Source organism: Pseudomonas sp. H3_E07 (assembly GCF_054668895.1).
The window spans coordinates 2,340,337-2,366,684 of record NZ_CP162795.1; the positions used below are offsets into that span (position 1 = coordinate 2,340,337).

Sequence of the window (26,348 nt, forward strand, 5' to 3'; positions counted from 1 at the left end):
TGCGCATCGCGCGCCGCCGCTTGCGGTCGAAAGAGAACACCATGAAAGACACCATTCGCCAGCTGATCCAACAAGCCCTCACCCAACTCGTCAACGAAGGTGTGTTGCCTGAAGGCCTGACGCCGGCGATCCAGGTGGAAAACACCCGCGACAAGACCCACGGTGACTTCGCCAGCAACATCGCGATGATGCTGTCCAAGCCCGCGGGCATGAAGCCGCGCGACCTGGCAGAGAAAATCATCGCTGCGCTGCCTGTCGACGAAAGCGTGAGCAAGGCTGAAATCGCCGGCCCTGGCTTCATCAACTTCTTCCAGAACACCCAGGCCCTGGCGTCGCGCCTGGATGCGGCCCTGGCCGACGCCAAGATCGGCGTGCACAAGGCCGGCCCGCTGCAACGCGTGGTAATTGACCTGTCGGCACCGAACCTGGCTAAAGAGATGCACGTGGGCCACCTGCGCTCCACCATCATCGGTGACGGCGTGGCACGCGTATTGGAGTACCTCGGCGACACCGTGATCCGTCAGAACCATGTGGGCGACTGGGGCACCCAGTTCGGCATGTTGATGGCCTACCTGCAGGAAAACCCGATCACCAGCAACGAGCTGTCGGACCTGGAAAACTTCTACCGCGCCGCCAAGAAGCGCTTCGACGAATCCGAAGAGTTCGCCGAGCGCGCCCGTGGCCTGGTGGTCAAGCTGCAAGCCGGCGACAAGGAATGCCTGGCGCTGTGGAACCGCTTCCGTGAGATTTCACTGTCCCACTGCCAGGAAATCTACGAGCTGCTCAACGTCAAGCTGACCATGGCCGACGTGATGGGCGAAAGCGCCTACAACGACGACCTGATCAACGTGGTCAACGACCTCAAGGCCAAGGGCCTGCTGGTGGAGAGCAACGGCGCGCAGTGCGTGTTCCTGGAAGAATTCAAGACGGCGGACGGCGAGCCGCTGCCGGTGATCATCGTCAAGGCCGATGGCGGCTACCTCTACGCCACCACCGACCTGGCAGCCGTGCGCTACCGCAGCGGCGTACTCAAGGCCGATCGCGCGCTGTATTTCGTCGACCAGCGTCAGGCCCTGCACTTTCAGCAGGTGTTCGAAGTGGCGCGTCGCGCCGGTTTCGTCACCCACCCGATGCACATGGAACACATGGGGTTCGGCACCATGAACGGCGCCGACGGCCGTCCGTTCAAGACCCGCGACGGCGGCACCGTGAAGCTGATCGACCTGCTTACCGAAGCCCAGGAGCGTGCCTACAACCTGGTGAAAGAGAAAAACCCGGAGCTGGCCGAGGCCGACCTGCGCAACATTGCCCGCGTGGTGGGCATTGGCGCAGTGAAATACGCCGACCTGTCCAAGCACCGCACCAGCGACTACAGCTTCAACTTCGAGCTGATGCTCAACTTCGAAGGCAACACCGCGCCTTACCTGCTGTACGCCTACACCCGTGTGGCCGGCGTGTTCCGCAAGCTGGGCAAGGACTTCAGCGAAGTCGAAGGCCAGATCAACCTCGAGGCAACCCATGAACAGGAGCTGGCCGCCAAGCTGGCGCAATTCGGCGAAGTGCTGAACAGCGTCGGCGAGAAAGGCACGCCACACATCCTGTGCACCTACCTGTACGAGGTCGCCGGCCTGTTCTCCAGCTTCTACGAGAACTGCCCGATCCTGACCGCCGACGACGAAGCCCAGAAGCAGAGCCGCCTGCGCCTCGCCGCTCTGGCTGGACGGACCCTCAAGCAAGGCCTGGAACTGTTGGGCCTGGAAACTCTGGAGCGTATGTAAGTTGGCTGCCAAGAAAAAACCTGCACCCAAGCGCGGCGCCAGCCGCTACCAGGCCCCGGCGAAGAAGCCGATTCCGGGCTGGCTGTGGCTGGCGATCGGCCTCACCGTCGGCGCGTTTATCGTGTTCCTGATGAAACTGGATCCGGGCAAGGGCGATGACGTCAAACGGGTCAAGCAGGAACAACAGAAAGCCACGAAAATGGCCGAAGCCAACAAGACTGCGCCGAGCCCGACGGCACCGGTGAAGCCTAAGTACGATTTCTACACGTTGCTGCCGGAGTCGGAAGTGATCGTGCCGCCTGACGCCGTGCCGGAGAAAACCCTGCCGACGCCACAGGTGCCGACCACACCGGTCACGCCTGCTGAGGCGGCGAAAATCGACACGGCGCGTGCCCAGGCCGCACTGGCCGGGATCACCCCACCGCCAGCACCGCCGGTTGCCGAGACCAAGGCCGCGCCGGTGACCAAGTTCTTCCTGCAAGCGGGCTCGTTCCCGAAACAGGCGGATGCAGATCGTGTACGGGCGCAGATCATTCTGCTGGGCCAGTCGGTGACGGTAGAGTCCGGCACCGTGAAGGATGCGACTTGGTATCGCGTGCTGGTGGGGCCGTTCAGCAACCGTGAACAGCTGACCGTGGCACAGAAACAATTGGCCGGCGCGGGCTTTAGCAACCTGTTGTTACAACAACGCCAGAGCCGCTGATTCACAGTCAACGCTAATCAAAATGTGGGAGCGGGCTTGCTCGCGAATACGGTGTATCAGTCACCCGATGTATCGACTGATCTAGCGCATTCGCGAGCAAGCCCGCGCCCACAGTTGATTTAAAGCGGCCTCAGGACCGAGTCCGGCACATAAACACCACTCGTCCGCCCTCCCGTCCTACAGTTGAAATCCCCCTCACCACCCCCATATCAGTTTCCATCAGGGCATTTTCGCCCCGCTGCGTGGAGACTCTCCCCTTGACCACCATCGTTTCAGTACGTCGCCACGGCAAAGTCGTCATGGGCGGCGACGGCCAGGTTTCCCTGGGTAATACCGTAATGAAAGGCAACGCCAAGAAAGTGCGTCGCCTGTACCACGGCCAGGTTCTCGCAGGCTTTGCCGGCGCTACCGCCGACGCCTTCACCCTCTTCGAACGTTTCGAAGGCCAGCTGGAAAAACACCAGGGCCATCTCGTGCGCGCAGCCGTCGAACTCGCCAAAGAATGGCGTACCGACCGCTCCCTCAGCCGTCTGGAAGCCATGCTGGCCGTCGCCAACAAAGACGCTTCTCTGATCATCACCGGCAACGGCGATGTGGTTGAGCCTGAACATGGCTTGATCGCCATGGGTTCCGGCGGTGGCTACGCCCAGGCGGCAGCCAGCGCACTGCTGAAGAAGACCGACCTGTCGGCTCGCGAAATCGTCGAGACAGCCCTGGGCATTGCCGGCGATATCTGCGTGTTCACCAACCACAACCAGACCATTGAGGAGCAGGACCTCGCCGAGTAAGCCGTAGGCTTATTCCGCTTGAGGCCGCCAAACACTATGTCCATGACTCCCCGCGAAATCGTCCATGAACTCAACCGCCATATCATCGGCCAGGACGATGCCAAGCGCGCCGTTGCCATCGCGCTGCGTAACCGCTGGCGCCGGATGCAACTGCCCGAAGAACTGCGCGTTGAAGTAACGCCAAAGAACATCCTGATGATCGGTCCTACCGGCGTCGGTAAAACCGAAATCGCCCGTCGCCTGGCCAAGTTGGCCAACGCGCCGTTCATCAAGGTCGAAGCCACCAAGTTCACCGAAGTGGGCTACGTGGGCCGCGACGTCGAGTCGATCATCCGTGACCTGGCCGACGCCGCCCTGAAGCTGCTGCGCGAACAGGAAATGACCAAGGTCAGCCACCGCGCCGAAGACGCCGCCGAAGAACGCATCCTCGACGCCCTGCTGCCACCGGCACGCATGGGTTTCAACGAGGACGCCGCGCCGGCCTCGGACTCCAACACCCGCCAGCTGTTCCGCAAGCGACTGCGTGAAGGCCAGCTGGACGACAAGGAAATCGAGATCGAAGTCGCCGAAGTCTCCGGCGTCGACATCTCCGCCCCGCCTGGCATGGAAGAAATGACCAGCCAGTTGCAGAACCTGTTCGCCAACATGGGCAAGGGCAAGAAGAAAAGCCGCAAGCTCAAGGTGAAGGAAGCCCTGAAACTGGTGCGTGACGAAGAAGCCGGGCGCCTGGTCAATGAGGAAGAACTCAAGGCCAAGGCCCTGGAAGCGGTCGAGCAGCACGGCATCGTGTTTATCGACGAGATCGACAAGGTGGCCAAGCGCGGCAACTCCGGCGGCGTGGATGTGTCCCGTGAAGGCGTACAGCGCGACCTGCTGCCGCTGATCGAAGGCTGCACCGTGAACACCAAGCTGGGCATGGTCAAGACCGACCACATCCTGTTTATCGCCTCCGGTGCATTCCACCTGAGCAAGCCAAGCGACCTGGTGCCGGAGCTGCAAGGCCGCCTGCCGATCCGCGTGGAACTCAAGGCGCTGACCCCTGGCGACTTTGAGCGCATCCTCAGTGAGCCGCACGCGTCGCTCACCGAGCAATACCGTGAGCTGCTGAAAACCGAAGGCTTGGGTATCGAGTTCCAGGCGGACGGTATCAAGCGCCTGGCGGAGATTGCTTGGCAGGTCAACGAGAAGACCGAGAACATCGGTGCCCGTCGTTTGCACACGCTGCTGGAGCGTTTGCTGGAGGAAGTATCCTTCAGCGCCGGCGACCTGGCCGGTGCGCAGAATGGCGAAGTGATCAAGATTGATGCTGAGTACGTCAACAGCCACTTGGGCGAGTTGGCGCAGAACGAAGATCTGTCTCGTTATATCCTGTAAGCCTCACGCAGAGCCGCTTTGCTTTAAGGTGGGAGCGGGCTTGCTCGCGAATGCGGTGTATCAGTCACACCTGTACTGACTGACACTGCGCATTCGCGAGCATGCCCGCTCCCACATTTTCGAGCCGGTTCCTTCAGGATCATCTCCAATGTCCAAATTTCCTACAGCTGTAAACCTGCACAAAACCTCCAACACCCTCGGCCTTACCTACGGGCCCGACGAGGTGTACCAACTCCCTGCCGAACTGCTGCGCACCCACTCGCCTTCCGCCGAGGTCCAGGGTCACGGCAAACCCATCCTGCAATTCGGCAAGCTCAACGTCCGGTTGACCAAGGTCGAACCAGCCGGTCAGTACGCACTGAAATTGACCTTCGACGACGGCCATGACAGCGGACTGTTCACCTGGGACTACCTCTACCAACTGGCCGTGCGTCAGGACGCGCTGTGGGCTGATTACCTCGCCGAACTCAAAGCAGCCGGCAAAACCCGCGATCCGGATCAGTCGGTCGTGCGGCTGATGCTCTAGCCCAGGGGTCTTGCTCTTTAGAGGGCATTTTCTAATTTCATCTGCTTGAATGCCCTGTCGCGTGACCAACGATTGGTCCGCTTGCGAAAAAAATTAAACTCGGGTAACCAATGGAACTGGCAAGTTCCCTGCATTTGACGATGCGGTATCAACGGTCACCCGAGTCGCAGTACCAGGCTTGTGTTGTGTATCGAAACTGGGTGCGCAGCGGTCCCCGGTACTCGTCTTTCGGACAATGGAGCGTCGTAGATGAGTAACAAGAACAACGATGACTTGAAACGCCAGGCCTCGGAAAACACCCTGGGGCTCAATCCGATCATCGCGTTACGTAAAAAGGATTTACTCGCATCAGCGAAGATGGTGCTGACCCAAGCCATCAAACAACCGTTGCACAGCGTCAAGCACGTCGCACATTTTGGCGTTGAGTTGAAGAACGTGATGTTCGGCAAGTCCGCGTTGGTGCCCGAGAACGACGACCGTCGCTTCCAGGACCCGGCCTGGAGCCAGAACCCGCTGTACAAACGCTATCTGCAAACCTACCTGGCGTGGCGCAAGGAACTGCACGACTGGATCGGCGACAGTAACCTGTCGGAACAGGACATCAGCCGCGGCCACTTCGTGATCAACCTGATGACCGAAGCCATGGCCCCCACCAACAGCGCGGCCAATCCGGCAGCGGTCAAACGCTTCTTTGAAACCGGCGGCAAGAGCCTGCTCGATGGCTTGTCCCACCTGGCCAAGGACATGGTGCACAACGGCGGCATGCCGAGCCAGGTGAACATGGGCGCCTTTGAAGTGGGCAAGACCCTGGGCACGACCGAAGGCTCGGTGGTGTTTCGCAACGACGTGCTGGAGCTGATCCAGTACAAGCCGATCACCGAACAGGTGCACGAACGCCCGCTGCTGGTGGTGCCGCCACAGATCAACAAATTCTATGTATTCGACCTGAGCCCGGAAAAGAGCCTGGCGCGTTTCTGCCTGCGCAATAACCAGCAAACCTTCATTGTCAGCTGGCGCAACCCCACCAAGGCCCAGCGCGAGTGGGGGCTGTCGACCTATATCGATGCGCTCAAGGAAGCCGTGGATGTGGTCACCGCGATTACCGGCAGCAAGGACATCAACATGCTCGGCGCCTGTTCCGGCGGTATCACCTGCACCGCGTTGCTCGGTCACTATGCGGCGCTGGGGGAGAAAAAGGTCAATGCCCTGACACTGCTGGTGAGCGTGCTGGACACCACGCTGGACACCCAGGTGGCACTGTTCGTCGACGAGCAGACCCTGGAGGCGGCCAAGCGCCACTCCTACCAGGCCGGTGTGCTGGAAGGCCGCGACATGGCCAAGGTGTTTGCGTGGATGCGCCCCAACGACCTGATCTGGAACTACTGGGTCAACAACTACCTGCTGGGCAATGAGCCGCCGGTGTTCGACATCCTGTTCTGGAACAACGACACCACGCGTTTGCCGGCGGCATTCCACGGCGACCTGATCGAGCTGTTCAAGAACAACCCTTTGGTGCGGGCGAATGCCCTGGAAGTGTGCGGCACGCCTATCGACCTCAAGCAAGTCACTGCCGATATTTATTCACTGGCCGGCACCAATGACCACATCACGCCGTGGCAATCCTGCTACAAATCAGCACAGTTGTTCGGTGGCAAGGTGGAGTTTGTACTGTCCAGCAGCGGGCATATCCAGAGCATCCTCAACCCGCCAGGCAACCCCAAGGCGCGTTACCAGACCAACGACAGCCTGGCCGGCAAGCCGCTGGAGTGGCAGGAAAACGCGACCAAGCATACGGATTCCTGGTGGCTGCATTGGCAGGCCTGGCAGGCGGAACGGGCGGGCAAATTAAAGAAAGCACCGACGGTATTAGGTAATAAAACGTACGCCGCAGCCGAAGCTGCGCCGGGAACATATGTGCATGAACGCTAACCCGACCTTGTGGTTGAAATGAGACCGATGTGGGAGCTGGCTTGCCTGCGGAAGCGGTGTTGCATTCACCGCCGGCATCGCAGGCAAGCAAGCTGCCACAAGGTCCGCACCGCCCATTAGACCTATGCACCACCTCACAGGGCTTGAGCATGCCGCAACCGTTCATCTTTCGTACCATCGACCTGGATGGCCAGGCCCTCCGCACGGCGGTGCGCCCGGGCAAGCCTCACTTGACGCCGTTGCTGATCTTCAATGGCATCGGCGCCAACCTTGAGTTGGTATTTCCATTCGTCCAGGCGCTGGACCCGGACCTGGAAGTGATCGCCTTCGATGTGCCTGGCGTGGGCGGCTCCTCGACGCCCAAACGACCCTATCGCTTTCCCGGCCTGGCCAAACTCACCGCGCGCATGCTCGATTACCTGGACTATGGCCAAGTGAACGCCGTGGGTGTGTCCTGGGGCGGTGCGCTGGCGCAACAGTTCGCCTATGACTATCCGGAACGCTGCAAAAAACTGATTCTCGCCGCCACCGCTGCCGGGGCCTTTATGGTGCCCGGCAAGCCCAAGGTGCTGTGGCTGATGGCCAGTCCCCGGCGCTACATCCAACCGTCCCACGTGGTGCGCATCGCACCGATGATTTATGGCGGCTCGTTCCGCCGCGATTCGAACCTGGCCGCCGAGCACGCGAGCAAAGTGCGCTCGGCCGGCAAGCTCGGTTACTACTGGCAGCTGTTCGCCGGACTGGGCTGGACCAGCATCCACTGGCTGCACAAGATCCGCCAACCCACCCTGGTGCTGGCGGGGGACGACGACCCGCTGATCCCGCTGATCAACATGCGCATGCTGGCCTGGCGCATTCCCAATGCACAGCTGCACATCATCGATGACGGCCACCTGTTCCTGATCACCCGAGCGGAAGCCGTGGCGCCGATCATCATGAAATTTCTCGAAGAGGAGCGCATGCGTGCGGTGATTCATCCGCGACCGGCCGTGTAAGGACACACCGCCGCGCAACTTGCCAGGAACCGACTATGGTTCTGAATTGGCATGCCTGTTTGATGGCTTGACGAAGGAGTGTTGGCTCATGCGAGAAAGACCCGTGACGAACCCGGCGCCCACCCCGGCGGCGTTCATCAATGCGCAAAATGCGATCACCGGCCTGCGGGGTCGGGACCTGCTGTCGACCCTGCGCAGCGTGGCCGCCCACGGCTTGCGCAACCCGGTGCATACCGTTCGCCATGCCTGGGCGTTGAGCGGACAACTGGGGCGCGTATTGCTCGGTGAAACCGTGCACGAACCCAACCCCAACGACGGCCGCTTCACCGACCCCACCTGGACACTCAACCCACTGTACCGGCGTAGCCTGCAAGCTTATCTGAGCTGGCAGAAGCAGACCCGGCACTGGATCGATGACAGCACCCTGAGCGCCGATGACCGCACTCGCGCACACTTCGCCTTCTCGGTGATCAACGATGCGGTCTCCCCTTCCAACACCCTGCTCAACCCGCTGGCGATCAAGGAGCTGCTCAACTCCGGCGGCAACAGCGTGGTGCGCGGAGTGACCCATCTGTTCGAAGACCTGCTGCACAACAATGGCCTGCCGCGCCAGGTGAGCAAGCATGCCTTCGAAGTGGGCAAGACGGTCGCCACCACGCCCGGCTCGGTGGTGTTTCGCAATGAACTGCTGGAACTGATCCAGTACAAGCCGATGAGCGAAAAGCAGTACGCCAAGCCACTGCTGATCGTGCCGCCGCAAATCAACAAGTACTACATTTTCGACCTGAGCCCGGCCAACAGCTTTGTGCAGTACGCCCTGAAAAACGGCTTGCAGACCTTCATGGTCAGCTGGCGAAACCCGGATGTACGGCATCGCGAATGGGGCCTGTCCACCTACGTTGCGGCGCTGGAGGAAGCGCTCAACGTGTGCCGCGCGATCACTGGCGCCCGCGAGGTCAACCTGATGGGCGCCTGTGCCGGCGGCCTGACCATCGCCGCGCTGCAAGGCCATTTGCAAGCCAAACGCCAGCTGCGCCGCATCTCAAGCGCCAGCTACCTGGTAAGCCTGCTGGACAGCCAGATCGACAGCCCCGCCACGCTGTTCGCCGACGAGCAGACCCTGGAAGCCGCCAAGCGTCGGTCTTATCAACAAGGCGTGCTGGACGGCCGCGACATGGCCAAGGTGTTCGCCTGGATGCGTCCGAATGACCTGATCTGGAACTACTGGATCAACAACTACTTGCTGGGCAAGGAACCGCCGGCCTTCGACATCCTGTATTGGAACAACGACAACACGCGCCTGCCCGCCGCGCTGCACGGCGACCTGCTGGACTTCTTCAAGCACAACCCGCTGAGTCATCCCGGTGGCCTGGAGGTGTGCGGTACACCGATCGATTTGCAGAAGGTCACGGTGGACAGCTTCAGCGTGGCAGGCATCAACGACCACATCACGCCATGGGACGCGGTGTATCGCTCGACCCAATTGCTGGGCGGCGAGCGGCGCTTCGTGCTGTCCAACAGCGGGCATATCCAGAGCATTCTCAACCCGCCGGGCAATCCCAAGGCCAATTACGTCGAGAACCCCAAGCTGAGCAGTGACCCGCGCGCCTGGTACTACGACGCCAACCACGTCGAAGGCAGTTGGTGGCCGCAATGGCTGGAGTGGATCCAGCAGCGCTCCGGCGTGCAACGGGAAACCCTTACCGCCCTGGGCAACCAGAATTACCCACCGATGGAAGCAGCGCCCGGCACCTATGTGCGGGTGCGCTGAGCTCAGCGATCACATTAAGAAGACTGGATGAAGACCCGCGACCGTATCCTTGAATGTGCCCTGCAGTTATTCAACCAGAAGGGCGAGCCAAACGTGTCGACCATGGAGGTGGCCAATGAAATGGGGATCAGCCCCGGCAACCTCTACTACCACTTCCATGGCAAGGAGCCACTGGTACTCGGGTTGTTCGAACGCTTCCAGAATGAGCTGGCGCCCCTGCTGGACCCACCGGCGGACGCACAACTGGAGGCCGAGGACTACTGGCTGTTCCTGCACCTGATTGTCGAGCGCATGGCGCATTACCGGTTCTTGTTCCAGGACTTGTCGAACCTGGCGGGGCGTTTGCCGAAGCTGGCCAAAGGCATTCGCAACCTGCTGACTGCGCTCAAGCGGACCCTGGCGTCATTGCTGGCGCGACTGAAGGCGGCAGGTCAGTTGGTCAGTAGCACCCAGGCCCTGGGGCAACTGGTGGAGCAGATCACGTTGACCCTGCTGTTCTCGTTGGATTACCAACGGATTATTGATCGTGAAGGTGAGGTACGGGTGGTGGTGTACCAGGTCATGATGCTGGTAGCGCCGCATCTATTGCTGCCGGCACGCTTGGCAACCGAGAAGTTCGCGCTGAAATACCTGGATGACAGCGTCTAAACATGTCGGAGCAAGCCCACACACCTAAAAAAATGCCCGACCTTTGCAGGCCGGGCATTTTTTGTGTCCTGGGAAAAATCAGGACTGACTGGATGGCGTCGGGGTTGCCGGCGTTGCAGTCGGGGTCACAGCAGCAGGGGTCGGCGCGGACACCGAGTTGGCTGTGGAAGCGGTTGGCGCAGTAGCAGGCTTTGCCGCAACCGCAGGCTTCGATGCTGCTGGCTTTTTCGCTACCGCTGGCTTCTTCGCGGCGGTTGGTTTTGCCGCTGGCTTGGCTGCAGCAGGTTTGGCGGCGGGTTTCGCGGCGACCGGCTTGGCTGCAGGTTTCGCAGCGGCGGGTTTGGCAGCGGGTTTTGCGGCTGCGGTTTTAGCCGCAGGCTTGGCGGCAGGTTTTGCGGCTGCCTTGGCTGCTGGCTTAGCGGCAGGCTTGGCAGCAGCTTTCGCGGCTACCGGCTTAGCTGCCGACTTGGCGGCGGGCTTGGCAGCTGCCGTTTTTGCCGCCGGCTTGGCGGCGGGTTTAGCGGTTGCCTTGACAGCGGGTTTGGCAGCCGGTTTCGCGGCAGCTTTCACCAGAGGCTTGGCGGCAGTTTTCGCAGCCGGTTTGGCCGCTGCGGTTTTCGCCGCTGGCTTGGCAGCCGGTTTGGCCGCCGCCGTTTTCACGGGAGCCACTTTAGCGCCGGTCAGTTTCTCGATTTGCTTGGTCAGGGTATCGACCTTGCTGTGCAGCGTCTTCAGCTCTGCCTTGCTCGGCACGCCCAGTCGCGAAATGGCACTGTTGAGGCGCTTGTCGAAAGTTTCTTCCAACTTGCCCCAAGTGTCCGAAAGGCTCGACTTGGCGGAACCGGCAGTTGCCTTGGCCGCTTCAACTTTTTTACCAACCGTGGTTTTGGTCAACTTCTCGGCCTTCTCGCCGTCCTTGACCAAAGTCTCGAAGTATTTGCCGCCGTCACTGCTAACCTTCGAGTACACGCCTAAACCAGCAAGCCAGATCTTACGGGAATATTTTTCAACTTCCCCGACCCACGAGCTGCCTTCTTTCTGAGTAGTCTTTTTAACAGCCATCCCGATGTCTCCTTAGTGTTTACGCGCGACACGTTCTAGCAATGTCGTCAGCTCTTCGAGCTTAGCAGAGAGTGTCTCAACGTCATGTTTAGACGCAATGCCGATTCGATTCAAGGCACTGGCAACACGAGTGTCAAAAGCTTTTTCAACTTTATCAAGCTGAACTTCTACCAGACCTTTGACGGAGGAGACATTACTCTTTACTTGGTCAATCTGACTGTTGGCGGCTTCAAGTTGTTCAACTGCAACTTTTTTACCTTTACTTTCAACATGTTGACCGGCTTTAACCAACTCTTTGAAGTAATCGCCGCCCTCGCTTCCGACCTTGGCATAAGCACCAAGTCCTGCCAGCCAGATCTTGCGGGCGTAGGATTTAACCTCGCTCAAGGTAGTGGTATGGGCGTCGATTTTTTTCTTCAGGATAACTTTGGCCATGGTGCACCTCACGCAGAATAGGGTGGAGGAACGGCCCACAGGAGTTGAGGGCTTGGGCACAAAGTAGGCTGGAAAATTAGAATCGGCACCCTAAGAACAGGTTGATCACGCCAACGCTTTATCCAGGGCCTTTTCGATTTCGGACTTGATGGTGCCACTCATGGCCGACATCAACAGGCCCAGTTCCACATCAATGCGCAACGAATCATCGGCGACGACTACAGTGCCCTTAACCCCCGAACGCTTGAGGTTCAAGGTATCGCCGGACCACGACGGCTCCAGGCCATAGTGCTGCTTGAGTTTGTGCGCCAACTTGTCGGCCTTTGCACGTGCGCCTTCTTTACCCAGGGAATGTGCACGCTCAACGGTTATACGGGCCATTGCAATGACTCCTCTTTATGGGGAAGTGGATACCTTCGATGCGGCAAAAGGTCTCGGTGACCACCCATCTTACCTGCAGCCTTGCCAAGACAAAGTAGGCCTTGGGGATTATCATGTCCCGCATTCTCTTTTGGTGACAGCGATATGACTGATCAGCGCAAAGGCAGCGATGCCGAACCCACCACTCACTTCGGCTTCAAGAACGTCCCGGAAAGCCAGAAAGCGGAAAAAGTCGCTGAGGTGTTCCATTCCGTAGCGGCCAAGTATGACCTGATGAACGACGTGCTCTCCGGTGGCATGCACCGCCTGTGGAAGCGGTTCACCATCGAGCTGTCGGGTGTTCGCACCGGCAACCGCGTACTGGACATCGCCGGTGGCACGGGCGACCTGGCGGCCAAGTTCTCCAAGCTCGTTGGCCCGACCGGCCAGGTGGTCTTGGCGGACATCAACGGTTCGATGCTCAAGGTCGGCCGTGACCGCCTGCTCGACAAGGGCGTGGCGGGCAATATCGAGTTCGTCCAGGCCGACGCTGAAAAGTTGCCGTTCCCCGACAACCATTTCGACTGCGTGACCATCGCCTTCGGCCTGCGCAACGTGACCCACAAGGAAGACGCGATCCGCTCGATGCTGCGCGTCCTCAAGCCGGGCGGCCGCCTGTTGGTGCTGGAGTTCTCCAAGCCGACCAACGCGCTGATGTCCAAGGTCTATGACACCTACTCCTTCGCCTTCATGCCATTGATGGGCAAGCTGATCACCAATGACGCCGAAAGCTATCGCTACCTGGCCGAATCGATCCGCATGCACCCCGATCAGGAAACCCTGAAGTCAATGATGGTAGAAGCCGGTTTCGACCGCGTGACCTACCACAACATGACCTCGGGCATCGTCGCCCTGCATCGCGGCATCAAGCCCTGATGCTGTTCGCCGGCCTTCTCGCCAGCGTTGAACACGGCCTCAACCGTGTGCTGCGCCTGGACAGTACCGCCCTGGCGCGGCTTGCGCACCTCAGCGGCAAAGTCATTGCCGTCGACTGCCGCAGCCCCGCCTTGCAGCTGTTTATCCTGCCCAGCGATGAAGGCCTGATGCTCGCGAGCCAATGGGCCGCAGAAGCCGACTGTACCCTGCGTGCGCCGGCATCGAGCCTGCTGCACCTGGCCCTGAGCCGCAATAAGACGGCCATCCTGCACAGCGCCGAGGTGGAGCTGGAAGGCGACAGTTCGGTGCTGATGGACCTGGCCGCCGTGCTGCAGGACCTGGAACTGGACTGGGAATACGAGCTGTCGCGCTGGATCGGTCCAGTGGCCACCCAGTTGATCAGCGGGCACCTGCGCAGCCGCTCGCGCTGGTACCAGCAAGGGTTCGCCAGCCTTAACCAGAACCTCGCCGAATACCTGAGCGAAGAATCGCGCACCCTGGTCGGAGAACGGGAAGCGCAAGCGCGCTTTCGTGAACTCGACAAGGCCAAAATCGACCTGGAACGCCTTGAGGCGCGCTTCGAGCGCCTAAGCCGTTCCCTTGATCCAAGCGATAACGCATGAAGCTGCTCGCCGTCCGCCGTTTGTTTCGTATCCAGCGCGTCGTAATCCGCTACCGCCTCGATGACCTGCTGTTCGCCCTGCCTTTGCCGTGGTTCCTGCTGGCGGTGCGCTATGTGCTGCCGTGGCGCTGGTTCCCGCGCAAACAACTGGCACTGAGCCGTGGCGCACGCCTGCGCCTGGCACTGCAGGACCTGGGGCCGATCTTCATCAAGTTCGGGCAGATCCTCTCGACCCGCCGCGACTTGCTGCCCGAGGACATCGCCGACGAGTTGATGCTGCTGCAGGACCGCGTGCCGCCGTTCGACTCCCAACAGTCAATGGCGTTGATCGAAGAGCAACTGGGCAAGAAGATCAGCGAAGTCTTCAGCCGCTTCGACGTCGAGCCCCTCGCCTCGGCCTCCGTGGCCCAAGTGCACGCGGCACAGCTCAAGACCGGCGAAGAAGTGGTGGTGAAGGTAATCCGCCCTGGCCTCAAGCCGATCATCGGCCAGGATCTGGCATGGCTGTTCATCCTCGCCCGTGCCGCCGAGCGTTTCTCGGCCGATGCACGCCTGCTGCACCCGGTGGACGTGGTCGCCGACTACGAAAAAACCATCTACGACGAACTCGACCTGCTGCGCGAAGCCGCCAACGCCAGCCAGCTCAAGCGCAACTTCGAAGGCTCGCCACTGCTGTACGTGCCACAAGTGTATTGGGACTGGTGCCGCCCTAAAGTGCTGGTGATGGAGCGCATCTACGGCGTGCAGGTCACCGACCTCGCGACCCTGGCCGACCAGCGCACCGACATGAAGATGCTCGCCGAGCGCGGCGTGGAGATCTTCTTCACCCAAGTGTTCCGCGACAGCTTCTTCCACGCCGACATGCACCCCGGCAACATCTTTGTCAGCACCGTGAACCCGTGGAGCCCGCAGTACATCGCGATCGACTGCGGCATCGTCGGCAGCCTGACCCCGGAAGACCAGGACTACCTGGCCCGCAACCTGTTCGCCTTCTTCAAACGCGACTACCGGCGTGTGGCGCAGTTGCACATCGATTCGGGCTGGGTGCCGGCGGAAACCAAGCTCAACGAATTCGAAGCGGCGATCCGCACCGTGTGCGAGCCGATCTTCGAAAAACCATTAAAAGATATTTCCTTCGGCCAGGTGCTGATGCGCCTGTTCCAGACCGCGCGGCGCTTCAACATGGAAGTGCAGCCACAGTTGGTATTGCTGCAAAAAACCCTGCTGAACATCGAAGGCCTGGGCCGCCAGCTGTACCCGGACCTCGACCTGTGGAACACCGCCCAGCCGTTCCTGGAACGCTGGATGCGCGAGCGCATGAGCCCGAAAACCGTGCTGGGCAACCTGCACAGCCAGATGGAACAACTGCCGCACCTGGCCAACATGACCCGCGACCTGCTGGAGCGCATGTCCCAGCCCCACGCCAAGGATCCGGCGCCGCCTTGGAAGAAGCGCAAGGACGACTGGTTCCTGCGCCTGCTGGGCGCTGCTCACCTGGTCGGTGGGGTGATGCTGGCCATCGGTGGCCCGCTGAACCAACTGGGCCACTGGCCGGCTGGCATCATGGTCGCCGTGGGTATTTATCTGATCGTGCGTCGATAGCCAATCCGGTTATACACTGTCGCAAATTGCCGGAGCCGAACATGAAAGACTGGCTGGACGAGATCAAGTGGGACAGTGACGGCCTGGTGCCGGCCATTGCCCAGGACTACAAGACCGGGCGCGTGCTGATGATGGCCTGGATGAACCGTGAGGCCTTGAGCCTCACCGCCGCTGAGCAGCGTGCCATCTACTGGTCACGCTCGCGTGGCAAACTGTGGCGCAAGGGCGAAGAGTCCGGGCACGTGCAGACCCTGCACGAGATGCGCATCGACTGCGACGCCGACGTGGTGATCCTCATGGTCGAGCAGATTGGCGACATCGCCTGCCACACCGGCCGCCACAGCTGCTTCTATCGCGTTTTCGAAAATGGCGAATGGAAGACCGTCGAGCCGGTGCTCAAAGACCCCGACGCCATTTACTCGGCAGGACACTAAGACATGAGCGATACCCTGAACCGCGTGGCCCAGGTGCTGGAAGACCGCAAAGGCGCGGATGCCGACAGCTCCTACGTCGCCAGCCTGTACCACAAGGGCTTGAACAAGATTCTGGAAAAACTCGGCGAAGAATCCGTCGAAACCATCATCGCCGCCAAGGACGCGCAAATCAGCGGCGACTGCAGCGATGTCATCTACGAAACCGCCGACCTATGGTTCCATAGCCTGGTCATGCTCGCCCAACTGGGGCAGCATCCGCAGGCAGTGCTGGATGAACTGGACCGTCGCTTCGGCTTGTCCGGGCATGCCGAGAAGGCCTCGCGCCCGTCCGCCTGAATAACCAAGACTAGAGGATTTGCAGCATGGGCATTTTTGACTGGAAACACTGGATCGTCATCCTGGTGGTGGTGGTACTGGTGTTCGGCACCAAGAAACTGAAGAACCTGGGCACCGACGTGGGCGAGTCGATCAAGGGCTTTCGCAAAGCCATGAACGACGACGAAAAGCCGGCCGATCCCGCCGCCAACCCGGTCCCCCCGGCGCAGCCTGTGCACCCGCAGGCCACTCAGCCGATCACCGAGCGTCGTACCTTCGACGTACAGGCTGAGAAAGTCGAAGAGCCGACCCGCAAAGACTCGTGAGCACTGACTAATGTTTGGTATCAGCTTCTCTGAACTGCTGCTCGTCGGCCTCGTGGCCCTGCTGGTACTGGGGCCGGAACGCCTGCCCGGTGCAGCACGCACGGCCGGCCTGTGGATCGGGCGCCTGAAACGCAGTTTCAACGCCATCAAACAGGAAGTTGAACGGGAAATCGGCGCCGACGAGATCCGTCGGCAACTGCACAACGAGCATATTCTGTCGTTGGAACAGGAAGCCCGGAAGATTCTGTCGCCCGTGCATGAGCCCGCCAAACCGGCGGAGCCCGCTGTCGAAAACAGCATCGCGCCTGCGGTTGAGGCCGCACCCGTGGCACCGACCGCGCCAACCGAGCCTGCGCCGACGCCCACCGCGTCGCCCGCGCCCCATGACCCTACATTGCCGCCGCGAGCCCCATGAGCGCTGATAAACCGGAAAACGACCAGCATATGCCGCTGGTCTCGCACCTCACCGAGCTGCGTACCCGCCTGCTGCGTTGCGTAGCGGCCATCTTCATCATCTTTGCCGGGTTGTTCGCCTTTACCCAGCAGATCTACACCTTCGTCTCCACACCACTGCGCCAGTACCTGCCGGCCGGTGCGACGATGATCGCCACCGATGTGTCGTCGCCGTTCCTCACGCCGTTGAAGCTGACCATGATGGTGTCGCTGTTCCTGGCGATCCCGGTGATCCTGCACCAGATCTGGGGCTTTATCGCACCGGGCCTGTACAAGCATGAGAAGCGCATCGCCGTGCCGTTGCTGGTGTCGAGCATCCTGCTGTTCTACACCGGCATGGCGTTCGCCTACTTCCTGGTGTTCCCGCTGATCTTCAAATTCTTCGCCGCCGCCACCCCGGCCGGCGTGGAAATGATGACGGACATCACCAGCTACCTCGACTTCGTGATGACGCTGTTCTTCGCTTTTGGCGTGGCCTTCGAAATTCCGGTGGCCGTGGTACTGCTGGTGTGGATCGGCGTGGTCAACGTGGCGTACCTGAAGAAAATCCGCCCGTACGTGATCATCGGCTGCTTCGTGGTCGGCATGATCCTCACGCCGCCGGACATCTTCTCCCAGACCTTGCTGGCCGTACCGATGTGGATGCTGTTCGAGATCGGCATCCTGTTCAGCGGCTTGATCAGCAAGCGCGGCGAACACCCGGATGATCAGCCCGACGACGACCAGCCGCCAGCGACCCAGCCGTGAACCTGCTGCTACTGGAAGAGGCCGACTTCATCGCGGCCGACCGCGTGGTACTGCGTGATCGGCGCCTGGTGCACATGCAGGAAGTCCATCGCGCCGTCGTCGGCGACAGCCTGCGCGTCGGCCGCATCGGCGGGCTGATGGGCAATGCGCAACTGCTGCGCCTGGAAGCCACCGAAGCCGAGCTGCAAGTGAGCGTCGACCAACCACCAGCGGCCAAGCTGCCGCTGACCCTGCTGCTGGCCCTTCCCCGCCCAAAGATGCTGCGTCGGGTATTGCAGACCGTGGCGGCGATGGGCGTGCCCAAGGTGGTGCTGGTCAACAGCTACCGGGTCGAAAAGAGCTTCTGGCAAACCCCATTCCTGGAACCTGAGGCGATTCGCGAGCAATTGATCCTCGGCCTTGAACAGGCGCGGGACACGGTATTGCCCGAGATCATCATCGAAAAACGCTTCAAGCCCTTCGTCGAAGACCGCCTGCCGGCCATGGCCGCAGGCAGCCTGGGGCTGATTGGCCATCCCGGTGATTACCCGGCCTGCCCACGCGGACTGGACGAGCCGGTGACCCTGGCGATCGGCCCGGAAGGTGGCTGGATTCCCTACGAAGTGGACCTGCTCACCCAAGCTGGCTTGCAGCCCGTGCAGTTGGGCGCGCGCATCCTGCGCGTCGAAACCGCCGTCACCGCCCTGCTCGCCCGTCTCTTCTAATCTCACTCGCCGCCCTCCTACAGAAAAGTCTGTCACCGCCGATACCCTTTGAATAAGTCCAAGCCTTGTTCCAGGGGAGTTCGCAGCATGCATCGTTGGTTAGCCGAAAAGCTGGGGAATATCAGCGTCAAGACCAAACTCGGCGTGGGCTTCGGCCTGGTGTTACTGCTGACATTATTGATCATGTTCACTGGCTGGACCGGCCTGGGCGATGTCACCAGTCGCGGTGACAAGCTGGGCCATATCTCCAGCCTCAACGGGCTGACCAAGGACTTGCGCCTGGCGCGCCTGGACTTCGAAATGCGGCGCGGCGAACAAGGCACCGACGCGGTCAACAACCTGATCGCCAAGCTGGACAGTGGTCTGAAAACCGCCGCAGACCTGATCGAACAACCCGACGACAAGGCCCTTGTCGAACAGCAACAGGACGCCCTGAGCCAGTATAAAAAGGCCTTTGCCACCATGGTTCAGGCCGGGCTCAAGCGTGAAGGTGCCCGCAGTAAACTGGGCGATACCGCCGACAACGCCGTAGCGAAGGTCAGCGAGGTCGAAAAAAGCCTGCTGCAAGGCGACAGCGTCACGCAGTTCAACAGCGTGGTCGACCTGAGCAAACTGATCCAGCAGGCGCGCTTCCAGGTGCGCGGCTACACCTACAGCGCCAAGGTCGAAGCTGAACAACCGGCCCTCGACGCCATTGATAACGCGGTGAAAAAGATCACCGAACTGCAGGGCCAACTGCCCGCGCAGTACCAGGCCAACCTGGAGGAGGCCAGCACCTCGCTGCAAGCCTACCGCGCGGCGGTCAGCCAGTACCGTGACTCTCAGACCGCCGCCGCCGCTGCGTTGAAGATCATGAGTGCCCAGGGTGACACGCTGTTGGGCCACAGCGACAAACTCACCCTCTCGCAAACCGTGGTGCGCGACGCCGACGCCGCGCACGCCAAACAACTCTTGCTGCTGGCTACCGTACTGGCGCTGATCTTTGGTCTGGTGGCCGCCTGGGCGATCACGCGCCAGATCGTGATTCCGCTGAACCAGACCCTCCAGGTTGCCCAGCGCGTGGCATCGGGCGACCTGAGCCACAACCTCACCTCCATGCGCCAGGATGAGCTGGGCCAGCTGCAACGTGCCATGCAAAGCATGACCGTCGGTTTGCGCGAACTGATCGGCGGCATCAGCGACGGCGTCACCCAGATCGCCAGCGCCGCCGAGCAACTGTCGGCCGTGACCGAACAGACCAGCGCCGGGGTCAACAGCCAGAAGGTCGAAACGGACCAGGTGGCCACCGCCATGAATGAAATGGCCGCTACCGTGCAAGAAGTCGCGCGTAACGCCGAGGAAGCCTCCGAAGCGGCCGTAGCGGCTGACCAGCAGGCCCGTGAAGGCGACAAGGTGGTCGGCGAAGCCATCGCCCAGATCGAGCGCCTGGCCACCGAAGTGGGCAACTCCACGGTTGCCATGGGCGACCTGAAGCGCGAAAGCGACAAGATCGGCAGCGTGCTCGACGTGATCAAGTCCGTGGCCCAGCAAACCAACCTGCTGGCCCTCAACGCTGCGATTGAAGCCGCGCGTGCCGGGGAAGCCGGTCGGGGCTTCGCTGTGGTAGCGGACGAGGTGCGCAGCCTGGCCCAACGCACTCAGAAGTCCACCGAAGAGATCGAAGAACTGATCGTCGGCCTGCAAAGCGGCACTCAGCAAGTGGCGACCATCATGGACAACAGCCGCGGCCTGACCGACAGCAGCGTCGAACTGACCCGCCGTGCCGGCAGTGCCCTGGCGAGCATCACTCGGACAGTCTCGACCATCCAGGCGATGAACTCGCAGATCGCCACCGCTGCCGAACAGCAAAGCGCGGTGGCCGAGGAGATCAACCGCAGCGTGCTGAATGTGCGCGATGTGTCGGAGCAGACGGCTGCGGCCAGTGAAGAGACCGCAGCGTCGAGTACCGAACTGGCGCGCCTGGGCACCCATTTGCAAGCACTGGTCGGCCGCTTCAGGGTCTGACGCACCTCACCGCGTGGCGACCTGCCAAGGGTCGCCGCCTTCAGTCTGTGAAATTTCCTACACGTTTATCAGGCTCACCCGACCGCCAAGAGAGCTAGCGTTCAAGTCACGTCAATGTGTGCGCGCACCTGCGGTGCCCGACACGACGATAACGCCCGCTACTCACTTGTCGGAGGTTGATCATGCTTCGTCGAATGACTCACCTGTTGGGTGACGCCAGTGTCACCCTCAAACTGGCCTTGGGCTTTTCCCTGGTACTGGCCCTGAGCCTCATCATTGCCGTAACAGGCTGGCAAGCCCTGGCGGCCTCCCTCTACCGTTCGCAAACGCTGACCGTGCTCGCGCAACTGGCGGTGGCAGGTGAGGAATTGCGCGCTGACAGAATCCTCTACCGCACCCTTGACGATGCCAATAGCCTCAATAGGTTGAGCGCGAGCATGGAGAAAATCGATGGGCACCTTAAGGCGCTTTCCAACCGACTGATAGCGCCAAAACCCATTGAGTATCTGCAAGAGATGGCGCGTATTGGCGCAACGTTCAACACCACACTCAAGGACGTGCCTTCGCTGGTTAAAACACGCGAAAACACCCGCGAAGAATTGAAACAAAGCTCCACGCGGACCGGCGACGTGCTGGCGCAACTGGCCAGTGACTTGCCTGATCAAGAAGACGAAAAAGCCCTCGACGCCGTCGAAAACCTGCGCCAGGCCATAGAGCAGGCGGAAGATCGAGCCCAAAGCCCCGCCTGGGCTGCCAGTTCCCTGGATGCTTATGCCCAGGCCGTGAACGACGCAGAGCGCAACCTCGAACTCGCCCAGGCGGCCGTCGCGAAGCTGCCGGTCGATAGCACCGCACTGAAAAATGCCGTACTCGAGATCCGCACCCGCCTGACACGCCTCAAGGAAGCCCAGCTTACGACCGAAAAATCGCAAAACCAGTTGGAGCAGCAGTTGGATCAGTTACTCGGGCAGAGTGACTTGTTGAGCCAGGATCAGACCCAGCGACGCGACCACGAAGCCGAGCAAGCCCGCACCCAAACCCTCGGCGTGACCGCTGCCGCATTGCTTTTGGGCGTCCTGGCCGCCTGGGTGATTGCCGGACAAATAGTGACACCGCTGCGCAAAGCCCTGTCAGTGGCCAATCGCATTGCCGAAGGCGATCTGAGCCACGAAGTGCAGACCCGTCGCAAGGATGAGTTGGGCCAGCTGCAACACAGCATGACTCAGATGACGCTGAACCTGCGCGGGCTGATTGGCAATATCAGCGATAACGCGCAGCAAATCGCCAGCGCTGCCGAGGAGCTTTCCACCATCACCGAACAAACCCGTGCGGGGGTGAGTAATCAGCGAGAGGAAACCGAGCAGGTGGCAGCCGCCATGAATCAGATGCTGGCCACCGCCCAGGAAGTTGCGCGCCATGCCGAGCAGGCTTCGATTGCCGCCGGCCAGGCCAATCACCAGACTGACCTGGGCGATCAGGTCGTGACGGATGTCGTGGCGCAAATTGAGCACCTCGCCCATGAGATGGCACGCTCAAGCCAGGCCATGCTGGCGTTGCAACGGGAGAGCCAGAAGATCGGCAGCGTGCTGGATGTGATCAAGTCCGTGTCGCAGCAGACCAATCTGCTGGCGCTCAACGCCGCGATAGAAGCCGCACGGGCCGGCGAGGCTGGCCAAGGGTTTGCGGTAGTCGCCGATGAGGTACGCAGCCTCGCTCAAAGGACCCAGCAGTCCGCCGAGGAAATCGAAGAGTTGATTGGTGGCTTGCACAGTGGCACGCAGCAAGTCGCCGATATCCTGGACTACAGCCGCACGCTGACCGACAACAGCGTCGGCCTGGCACGCAATGCCGGGGACGCCCTGAGCGAAATCGCCCGTACAGTCCTGGTCATCCAGGAAATGAACCCACAGATTGCGGCAGCCGCCGAAGAGCAAAGCGCGGTCGCCGAAGAGATCAATCGCAGTGTATTGAAAGTTCGCGATGCCTCGGAGCAAACCGCCGCCGCCAGCGAACAGACGGCAGCGGCGAGCATCGAACTGGCGCGACTGGGAACGGATTTGCAGCAGTGCGTGGGGCAGTTCAAGGTCTGACCGCCCTGACCAAGTCCTACAGAACTTGACGCAGAAACGCCTGGGCCCGGGGGTCCTTCGGCGCATCGAAGAACTCGGCCGGGGCCGCATCTTCCAGCAATTTGCCGTGATCGAAGAACAGCACCCGGTCTGCCACTTCACGGGCAAAGCCCATTTCGTGGGTGACGCAGACCATGGTCATGCCTTCCAGGGCCAAGGTCTTCATCACATCCAGCACTTCGCCGACCATCTCCGGGTCCAGCGCCGAGGTGGGCTCGTCGAACAGCATGACCTTGGGGTCCATCGCCAAGGCCCGGGCAATCGCGACCCGCTGCTGCTGGCCGCCGGACAAGCGTGATGGAAATTCGTTGGCCTTCTGCGCAATCCCGACCTTTTCCAGCAAGGCCAGGGCCTTGGCCTCACTCTCCTTCTTGCTGCGCTTGCGTACGACCTTCTGCGCCAGGCACAGGTTTTCCAGCACGGTCATATGCGGGAACAGGTTGAAGTGCTGGAACACCATGCCGACTTCGCGGCGATAGGCGTTCACATCGGTCTTCGGGTCAGCCAGTTGCAGGCCGTCGATGCTCACCGAGCCCGAGTCGAATTCTTCCAGGCCGTTGAGGCAACGCAGGAAGGTGGACTTGCCGGAGCCGGACGGGCCGATCACCACCAGCACTTCGCCCTTGGCCACCTGGGTGGTCACGTTGTCGACCGCGCGGACCACATGGCCACGGGTGTCGAAGACTTTTACCAGATCGCGGACTTCAATCACTTTGCGCGAGCCTCCGCTCTAGCCGGCTGGCCATTTTCGACAGCGGCAGGTTGATCAGCAGGTACAGGCCTGCGACGCAGAACAGGATTTCAAACGGCGAAAACGAGGTGGTGATCACTTCGCGGCCGCTCTTGAGCAGTTCGGTAATGGCAATCACCGAGACCAGTGATGTGTCCTTCACCAGGCTTATAAATTGCCCGGCCAACGGCGGCAGCACGCGCTTGAACGCTTGCGGCAACACCACATGACGCATCGACTGGCTGGCGCTCAGGCCCAAGGACCGCGCGGCTTCGTTCTGGCCACGGGTAATGGACTGCACGCCGGCGCGGACGATTTCCGCCACATACGCGCCGGTGAACAACGACAGCGCGGCGATCCCGGCGAATTCGCGGGACAGGTTGAGCACCGTGCCGATAAAGAAATAGAAAATGAAGATCTGCACCAATAGTGGCGTACCACGCACCAGTTCGACGTAGATCGTCGACAGATCCCGCAGGGTCGGGTTGCTGGACAAACGGCACAGGCCGGTTGCCAGGCCGATGATCAACCCAAAGATGCCGGACACCACCGACAGCCACAGCGTGGTCCACAACCCCCACATCAGCGGGCCCAATGCCCAATGGCGGGTCACGCCCACCACATCGCCTTCGGCAACGTCGTCGCCACGCGCGACTTGCAGGCTGTTGTCGGCAACGGTCAGCTTTTGCTCGGCGCCCGCGTCGTTGCGCAGGGTCACTTCGGCGACGTCGCCTTTGCGCACCAACTCAACGACGGTGGAGATGTCCTCGGCGCGCTGGGACACTTCGGCCTGATAGGCGAAGTATTGCGGCACGCGGTTCCAGCGCCACTCGTAGGACATCAGCGAGGTGGCGTAGTACAGGGCGCCAGCCAGGCCGACCAGCACGACCACGGTCAGCAGGTGCCAGGGCCATTGGGCTTTTTTCTGTTTCATTTCTGGTTCCAGGGTGTGTGTCGCCTGTGAGGCTGCCTTCGCGAGCAAGTCGAACCGTCGAACCGCCGCTCCCTCATTCGATCGCATTCTCATGTTGGAACTCGGTCAAATGTGGGGGCGACGTTCGACTTGCTCGCGAAGGGCGCGACTCGGTCTTAAGCCTTATTCCATGTCCTTGAGCCACTCGGAGCTCTTGAACCACTTGTCATGGATGCGATCGTAGGTGCCGTCGTTGCGGATCTGGTGCAGGAAGTTGTTGATGAAGTTGATGCTGTCGTAGTCCCCTTTCTTCAGGCCGAATGCCAGGGGTTCGAAGGTGAAGGGTTCTTCGAGGTACACCAGCTTGCCATTACCGACCTTTTTCTCCGCCACTACGTTGTACGGTGCGTCATACACAAAGGCGTCGGCCTTGCCGTTGACTACGTCCAGCACGCCTTCCTGCTCGTTGTCGTAGCCATGGTATTTGGCCTTGGAGATCAGCTTCTTGGCCACCATCTCACCGGTAGTGCCGAGCTTTGAGGTCAGGCGGTATTTCTCGTCATTCAGGTCTTTATAGGACTTGATGGTGCCTTCCAACTCCTTGCGGATCAGCAGGGTCTGGCCGACCACGATGAAGGGTTCGCTGAAGTTCAGGCGCAGGTTGCGTTCCTGGGTCAGCGTCATGCCGCTGCCGATCATGTCGAACTTGTCGGTCAGCAGGGCCGGGATGATACCGTCGTAGCCGGTGGAGATCGGCTCGAACTTGACGCCCATGGACTTGGCCATGGCCTTGAGGATGTCCACTTCGAAACCGATGATTTCGCCACGCTTGTTGGTCATCTGGAACGGCATGTAGGTCGGGTCCATGCCGACTTTCAGCGTACCGCGCTTGACCGCATCGTCGATGGCGCCGGCCTGGGCCGCATTGACCGCGACCAGCGCGGTGACGCCAAGCAGCAGCATCGAAAGATACTTTTTCATCATCAAGTCCCCTGAACGATTCTTATAAGGTCGGCGCGCGAAAGGGCTGCACCATTTCGGGGTGCGATCCTAACCCACTCCCCTGCTGTCACAAAGGTTTCACGGCTATTTGTTATCGGCGTATGTCGGAAAGGCCCCACAACAGGGCAGCAAAGAGCAGGCGTAGACACGCGCGTGAGCGATTGAGGCAACGACTTGATGTGTAAGCAGTTATGACTTTCACTCGATCTCTGCCAGCCAGGCAGTGTCGTTGAACCACTTGTCATGCAGACGATCGTAGGTCCCATCCTGGGCAATCTGGTTGAGGAAATGATTGATCCAGTTAAGGCTGTCGACATCACCTTTTTTCACGCCAAACGCCAGCGGCTCGAACGTGAACGGCTGCTCAAGTGCCAGCAGCGTGGCGTTTTCCGGGCGACTCAGGGCGATCAGGTTGTAGGGCGCGTCATGAATAAAAGCATCCGCCTTGCCCTGCACCACTTGGCGTACCCCTTCCTCCGGTGTTGAAAAACTGCTGATTCGGGCCGCCCCAAGAAACCGTCGCGCCGCCGCCTCGCCGGTAGTGCCTTCGGTGGTGGCGATCTGGTAGCTGGCGTCGTCCAGGTCCTCGACACTGGCGACCTTGCCCGCAAGGCGTGGATGCAACAACACGGACTGGCCGACCACAATGAACGAGTCGCTGAAATTCAGCTTGAGGTTGCGCTCCTGAGTGACGGTCATGCCGCTGCCGATCAGGTCGAAACTCTTCGCCTGCAACCCCGTCACCAGCTCGGTATAAGGCATCGAGACCATTTCAAGCTCTACCCCCAGAGCCTGGCTCATCACGTTAAGCAGGTCGATTTCAAAACCGACGATACGGCCCTGTTTATCGGTCATTTCAAAGGGCACATAGGTGGGCGTTGTGCCGACTTTCAGCACGCCGCGTCGAACGGCGTCATCAATCGCGCCTGCCTGCGCCAACCCCATGTGAATCAACGCGACAGCACTTAGCAACAGCGCCGAACAATAGCTTTTGCTCATGGATTATCCCTGTGGCGAGTCAAATACGGGGGCGATGCTAACTCAGCGACGGGCACGGCAATA

General features: G+C 60.7%; 27 protein-coding genes and 1 pseudogene. 21 read left to right on the forward strand and 7 right to left on the reverse strand.

The window, feature by feature from the left end:
• Positions 1-41 precede the first annotated feature (41 nt).
• The 9 genes from argS to AB4O08_RS10660 all read left to right on the forward strand — a co-directional run bounded on the left by argS (position 42) and on the right by AB4O08_RS10660 (position 10,512).
• The gene (gene argS, locus AB4O08_RS10620) at positions 42-1,778 is read left to right on the forward strand and encodes an arginine--tRNA ligase (RefSeq protein WP_038452573.1); all 1,737 of its coding nucleotides are present in this window, start codon (positions 42-44) and stop codon (positions 1,776-1,778) included.
• 1 nt (position 1,779) lies between these two features.
• Positions 1,780-2,481, forward strand: a complete 702-nt coding sequence (locus AB4O08_RS10625; RefSeq protein WP_010213772.1) for an SPOR domain-containing protein — start codon at positions 1,780-1,782, stop codon at positions 2,479-2,481.
• Between the two features lie 257 nt (positions 2,482-2,738).
• Complete coding sequence (gene hslV / locus AB4O08_RS10630; protein ID WP_003171209.1) at positions 2,739-3,269, forward strand: ATP-dependent protease subunit HslV; 531 nt, start codon at positions 2,739-2,741, stop codon at positions 3,267-3,269.
• Between the two features lie 36 nt (positions 3,270-3,305).
• Positions 3,306-4,643: an ATP-dependent protease ATPase subunit HslU gene (gene hslU / locus AB4O08_RS10635; protein WP_010213775.1), complete on the forward strand. Its 1,338-nt coding sequence runs from the start codon at positions 3,306-3,308 to the stop codon at positions 4,641-4,643.
• A gap of 148 nt (positions 4,644-4,791) precedes the next feature.
• Positions 4,792-5,169 carry a gamma-butyrobetaine hydroxylase family protein gene (locus AB4O08_RS10640; protein ID WP_010213778.1) on the forward strand — a complete coding sequence of 126 codons (378 nt, stop codon included), beginning with the start codon at positions 4,792-4,794 and terminating at the stop codon, positions 5,167-5,169.
• A gap of 249 nt (positions 5,170-5,418) precedes the next feature.
• Positions 5,419-7,098, forward strand: coding sequence for a class II poly(R)-hydroxyalkanoic acid synthase (gene phaC / locus AB4O08_RS10645; protein ID WP_010213779.1), 1,680 nt, complete (start codon positions 5,419-5,421; stop codon positions 7,096-7,098).
• A 149-nt stretch (positions 7,099-7,247) separates the two neighbouring features.
• Positions 7,248-8,093, forward strand: a complete 846-nt coding sequence (gene phaZ, locus AB4O08_RS10650) for a poly(3-hydroxyalkanoate) depolymerase (RefSeq protein ID WP_010213781.1) — start codon at positions 7,248-7,250, stop codon at positions 8,091-8,093.
• Between the two features lie 88 nt (positions 8,094-8,181).
• Positions 8,182-9,864, forward strand: a complete 1,683-nt coding sequence (gene phaC, locus AB4O08_RS10655; protein ID WP_460114853.1) for a class II poly(R)-hydroxyalkanoic acid synthase — start codon at positions 8,182-8,184, stop codon at positions 9,862-9,864.
• Positions 9,865-9,891: 27 nt separating this feature from the next.
• A complete protein-coding gene (locus AB4O08_RS10660; protein WP_010213783.1) occupies positions 9,892-10,512 on the forward strand; it encodes a TetR/AcrR family transcriptional regulator in 621 nt (206 codons plus the stop codon).
• 78 nt (positions 10,513-10,590) lie between these two features.
• Here AB4O08_RS10660 and AB4O08_RS10665 read toward each other — a convergent pair whose 3' ends face one another.
• From AB4O08_RS10665 to AB4O08_RS10675, 3 genes are all read right to left on the reverse strand, one after another.
• The gene (locus AB4O08_RS10665; RefSeq protein ID WP_010213784.1) at positions 10,591-11,574 is read right to left on the reverse strand and encodes a phasin family protein; all 984 of its coding nucleotides are present in this window, start codon (positions 11,572-11,574) and stop codon (positions 10,591-10,593) included.
• 12 nt (positions 11,575-11,586) lie between these two features.
• Positions 11,587-12,009 (reverse strand): phasin family protein, encoded by a 423-nt coding sequence (locus AB4O08_RS10670; protein ID WP_021492329.1) that lies wholly within the window; start codon positions 12,007-12,009, stop codon positions 11,587-11,589.
• Positions 12,010-12,114: 105 nt separating this feature from the next.
• On the reverse strand, positions 12,115-12,390 hold the full coding sequence (locus AB4O08_RS10675) for a polyhydroxyalkanoic acid system family protein (protein WP_460114854.1): 276 nt from the start codon (positions 12,388-12,390) through the stop codon (positions 12,115-12,117).
• Between the two features lie 144 nt (positions 12,391-12,534).
• Here AB4O08_RS10675 and ubiE point away from each other — a divergent pair, with 144 nt between their 5' ends.
• The 12 genes and pseudogenes from ubiE (at position 12,535) to AB4O08_RS10735 (ending at position 22,602) form a co-directional block, all read left to right on the forward strand.
• Complete coding sequence (gene ubiE, locus AB4O08_RS10680; protein ID WP_003171186.1) at positions 12,535-13,305, forward strand: bifunctional demethylmenaquinone methyltransferase/2-methoxy-6-polyprenyl-1,4-benzoquinol methylase UbiE; 771 nt, start codon at positions 12,535-12,537, stop codon at positions 13,303-13,305.
• A complete protein-coding gene (locus AB4O08_RS10685) occupies positions 13,305-13,928 on the forward strand; it encodes a ubiquinone biosynthesis accessory factor UbiJ (protein ID WP_042571350.1) in 624 nt (207 codons plus the stop codon). Before ubiE ends, AB4O08_RS10685 begins: the two co-directional genes overlap by 1 nt.
• Positions 13,925-15,529 carry a ubiquinone biosynthesis regulatory protein kinase UbiB gene (gene ubiB / locus AB4O08_RS10690; protein WP_010213796.1) on the forward strand — a complete coding sequence of 535 codons (1,605 nt, stop codon included), beginning with the start codon at positions 13,925-13,927 and terminating at the stop codon, positions 15,527-15,529. Before AB4O08_RS10685 ends, ubiB begins: the two co-directional genes overlap by 4 nt.
• Positions 15,530-15,570: 41 nt before the next feature.
• Positions 15,571-15,963: a phosphoribosyl-AMP cyclohydrolase gene (gene hisI, locus AB4O08_RS10695; protein WP_010213799.1), complete on the forward strand. Its 393-nt coding sequence runs from the start codon at positions 15,571-15,573 to the stop codon at positions 15,961-15,963.
• Between the two features lie 3 nt (positions 15,964-15,966).
• The gene (locus AB4O08_RS10700) at positions 15,967-16,299 is read left to right on the forward strand and encodes a phosphoribosyl-ATP diphosphatase (protein WP_003209299.1); all 333 of its coding nucleotides are present in this window, start codon (positions 15,967-15,969) and stop codon (positions 16,297-16,299) included.
• A 26-nt stretch (positions 16,300-16,325) separates the two neighbouring features.
• On the forward strand, positions 16,326-16,604 hold the full coding sequence (locus AB4O08_RS10705) for a twin-arginine translocase TatA/TatE family subunit (protein ID WP_003171180.1): 279 nt from the start codon (positions 16,326-16,328) through the stop codon (positions 16,602-16,604).
• A gap of 10 nt (positions 16,605-16,614) precedes the next feature.
• The gene (gene tatB / locus AB4O08_RS10710) at positions 16,615-17,019 is read left to right on the forward strand and encodes a Sec-independent protein translocase protein TatB (protein ID WP_010213803.1); all 405 of its coding nucleotides are present in this window, start codon (positions 16,615-16,617) and stop codon (positions 17,017-17,019) included.
• A complete protein-coding gene (tatC, locus tag AB4O08_RS10715; RefSeq protein WP_010213805.1) occupies positions 17,016-17,804 on the forward strand; it encodes a twin-arginine translocase subunit TatC in 789 nt (262 codons plus the stop codon). The genes tatB and tatC overlap by 4 nt, the downstream gene beginning before the upstream one ends.
• Positions 17,801-18,508 carry a 16S rRNA (uracil(1498)-N(3))-methyltransferase gene (locus tag AB4O08_RS10720; protein ID WP_460114855.1) on the forward strand — a complete coding sequence of 236 codons (708 nt, stop codon included), beginning with the start codon at positions 17,801-17,803 and terminating at the stop codon, positions 18,506-18,508. The genes tatC and AB4O08_RS10720 overlap by 4 nt, the downstream gene beginning before the upstream one ends.
• A gap of 183 nt (positions 18,509-18,691) precedes the next feature.
• Positions 18,692-19,606, forward strand: a pseudogene (locus AB4O08_RS10725) (methyl-accepting chemotaxis protein); the annotation flags it as partial.
• Between the two features lie 201 nt (positions 19,607-19,807).
• Complete coding sequence (locus tag AB4O08_RS10730; protein WP_420865026.1) at positions 19,808-20,512, forward strand: methyl-accepting chemotaxis protein; 705 nt, start codon at positions 19,808-19,810, stop codon at positions 20,510-20,512.
• Between the two features lie 182 nt (positions 20,513-20,694).
• A complete protein-coding gene (locus AB4O08_RS10735; protein WP_029529262.1) occupies positions 20,695-22,602 on the forward strand; it encodes a methyl-accepting chemotaxis protein in 1,908 nt (635 codons plus the stop codon).
• 16 nt (positions 22,603-22,618) lie between these two features.
• Here AB4O08_RS10735 and AB4O08_RS10740 read toward each other — a convergent pair whose 3' ends face one another.
• From AB4O08_RS10740 to AB4O08_RS10755, 4 genes are all read right to left on the reverse strand, one after another.
• On the reverse strand, positions 22,619-23,353 hold the full coding sequence (locus tag AB4O08_RS10740; protein ID WP_010213814.1) for an amino acid ABC transporter ATP-binding protein: 735 nt from the start codon (positions 23,351-23,353) through the stop codon (positions 22,619-22,621).
• The gene (locus AB4O08_RS10745; protein ID WP_460114856.1) at positions 23,346-24,305 is read right to left on the reverse strand and encodes an amino acid ABC transporter permease; all 960 of its coding nucleotides are present in this window, start codon (positions 24,303-24,305) and stop codon (positions 23,346-23,348) included. Before AB4O08_RS10745 ends, AB4O08_RS10740 begins: the two co-directional genes overlap by 8 nt.
• Positions 24,306-24,467: 162 nt before the next feature.
• Complete coding sequence (locus tag AB4O08_RS10750) at positions 24,468-25,265, reverse strand: transporter substrate-binding domain-containing protein (protein ID WP_021492173.1); 798 nt, start codon at positions 25,263-25,265, stop codon at positions 24,468-24,470.
• Between the two features lie 219 nt (positions 25,266-25,484).
• Positions 25,485-26,285 (reverse strand): transporter substrate-binding domain-containing protein, encoded by an 801-nt coding sequence (locus AB4O08_RS10755; protein WP_042571346.1) that lies wholly within the window; start codon positions 26,283-26,285, stop codon positions 25,485-25,487.
• Positions 26,286-26,348: the final 63 nt, after the last annotated feature.

What these genes read in the sequence shown, in the direction of transcription:
- hisI (WP_010213799.1), top strand. Translation starts at nt 15,571, where the DNA reads ATGAAAGACTGGCTGGACGAGATCAAGTGGGACAGTGACGGCCTGGTG.
- AB4O08_RS10700 (WP_003209299.1), top strand. Translation starts at nt 15,967, where the DNA reads ATGAGCGATACCCTGAACCGCGTGGCCCAGGTGCTGGAAGACCGCAAA.
- tatB (WP_010213803.1), top strand. Translation starts at nt 16,615, where the DNA reads ATGTTTGGTATCAGCTTCTCTGAACTGCTGCTCGTCGGCCTCGTGGCC.
- ubiE (WP_003171186.1), top strand. Translation starts at nt 12,535, where the DNA reads ATGACTGATCAGCGCAAAGGCAGCGATGCCGAACCCACCACTCACTTC.
- phaZ (WP_010213781.1), top strand. Translation starts at nt 7,248, where the DNA reads ATGCCGCAACCGTTCATCTTTCGTACCATCGACCTGGATGGCCAGGCC.
- ubiB (WP_010213796.1), top strand. Translation starts at nt 13,925, where the DNA reads ATGAAGCTGCTCGCCGTCCGCCGTTTGTTTCGTATCCAGCGCGTCGTA.
- AB4O08_RS10685 (WP_042571350.1), top strand. Translation starts at nt 13,305, where the DNA reads ATGCTGTTCGCCGGCCTTCTCGCCAGCGTTGAACACGGCCTCAACCGT.
- phaC (WP_460114853.1), top strand. Translation starts at nt 8,182, where the DNA reads ATGCGAGAAAGACCCGTGACGAACCCGGCGCCCACCCCGGCGGCGTTC.
- argS (WP_038452573.1), top strand. Translation starts at nt 42, where the DNA reads ATGAAAGACACCATTCGCCAGCTGATCCAACAAGCCCTCACCCAACTC.
- AB4O08_RS10745 (WP_460114856.1), bottom strand. Translation starts at nt 24,305, where the DNA reads ATGAAACAGAAAAAAGCCCAATGGCCCTGGCACCTGCTGACCGTGGTC.
- AB4O08_RS10670 (WP_021492329.1), bottom strand. Translation starts at nt 12,009, where the DNA reads ATGGCCAAAGTTATCCTGAAGAAAAAAATCGACGCCCATACCACTACC.
- AB4O08_RS10735 (WP_029529262.1), top strand. Translation starts at nt 20,695, where the DNA reads ATGCTTCGTCGAATGACTCACCTGTTGGGTGACGCCAGTGTCACCCTC.
- phaC (WP_010213779.1), top strand. Translation starts at nt 5,419, where the DNA reads ATGAGTAACAAGAACAACGATGACTTGAAACGCCAGGCCTCGGAAAAC.
- AB4O08_RS10755 (WP_042571346.1), bottom strand. Translation starts at nt 26,285, where the DNA reads ATGAGCAAAAGCTATTGTTCGGCGCTGTTGCTAAGTGCTGTCGCGTTG.
- AB4O08_RS10750 (WP_021492173.1), bottom strand. Translation starts at nt 25,265, where the DNA reads ATGAAAAAGTATCTTTCGATGCTGCTGCTTGGCGTCACCGCGCTGGTC.
- AB4O08_RS10640 (WP_010213778.1), top strand. Translation starts at nt 4,792, where the DNA reads ATGTCCAAATTTCCTACAGCTGTAAACCTGCACAAAACCTCCAACACC.
- AB4O08_RS10675 (WP_460114854.1), bottom strand. Translation starts at nt 12,390, where the DNA reads ATGGCCCGTATAACCGTTGAGCGTGCACATTCCCTGGGTAAAGAAGGC.
- AB4O08_RS10705 (WP_003171180.1), top strand. Translation starts at nt 16,326, where the DNA reads ATGGGCATTTTTGACTGGAAACACTGGATCGTCATCCTGGTGGTGGTG.
- hslU (WP_010213775.1), top strand. Translation starts at nt 3,306, where the DNA reads ATGTCCATGACTCCCCGCGAAATCGTCCATGAACTCAACCGCCATATC.
- AB4O08_RS10665 (WP_010213784.1), bottom strand. Translation starts at nt 11,574, where the DNA reads ATGGCTGTTAAAAAGACTACTCAGAAAGAAGGCAGCTCGTGGGTCGGG.
- AB4O08_RS10660 (WP_010213783.1), top strand. Translation starts at nt 9,892, where the DNA reads ATGAAGACCCGCGACCGTATCCTTGAATGTGCCCTGCAGTTATTCAAC.
- tatC (WP_010213805.1), top strand. Translation starts at nt 17,016, where the DNA reads ATGAGCGCTGATAAACCGGAAAACGACCAGCATATGCCGCTGGTCTCG.
- AB4O08_RS10730 (WP_420865026.1), top strand. Translation starts at nt 19,808, where the DNA reads ATGGCCGCTACCGTGCAAGAAGTCGCGCGTAACGCCGAGGAAGCCTCC.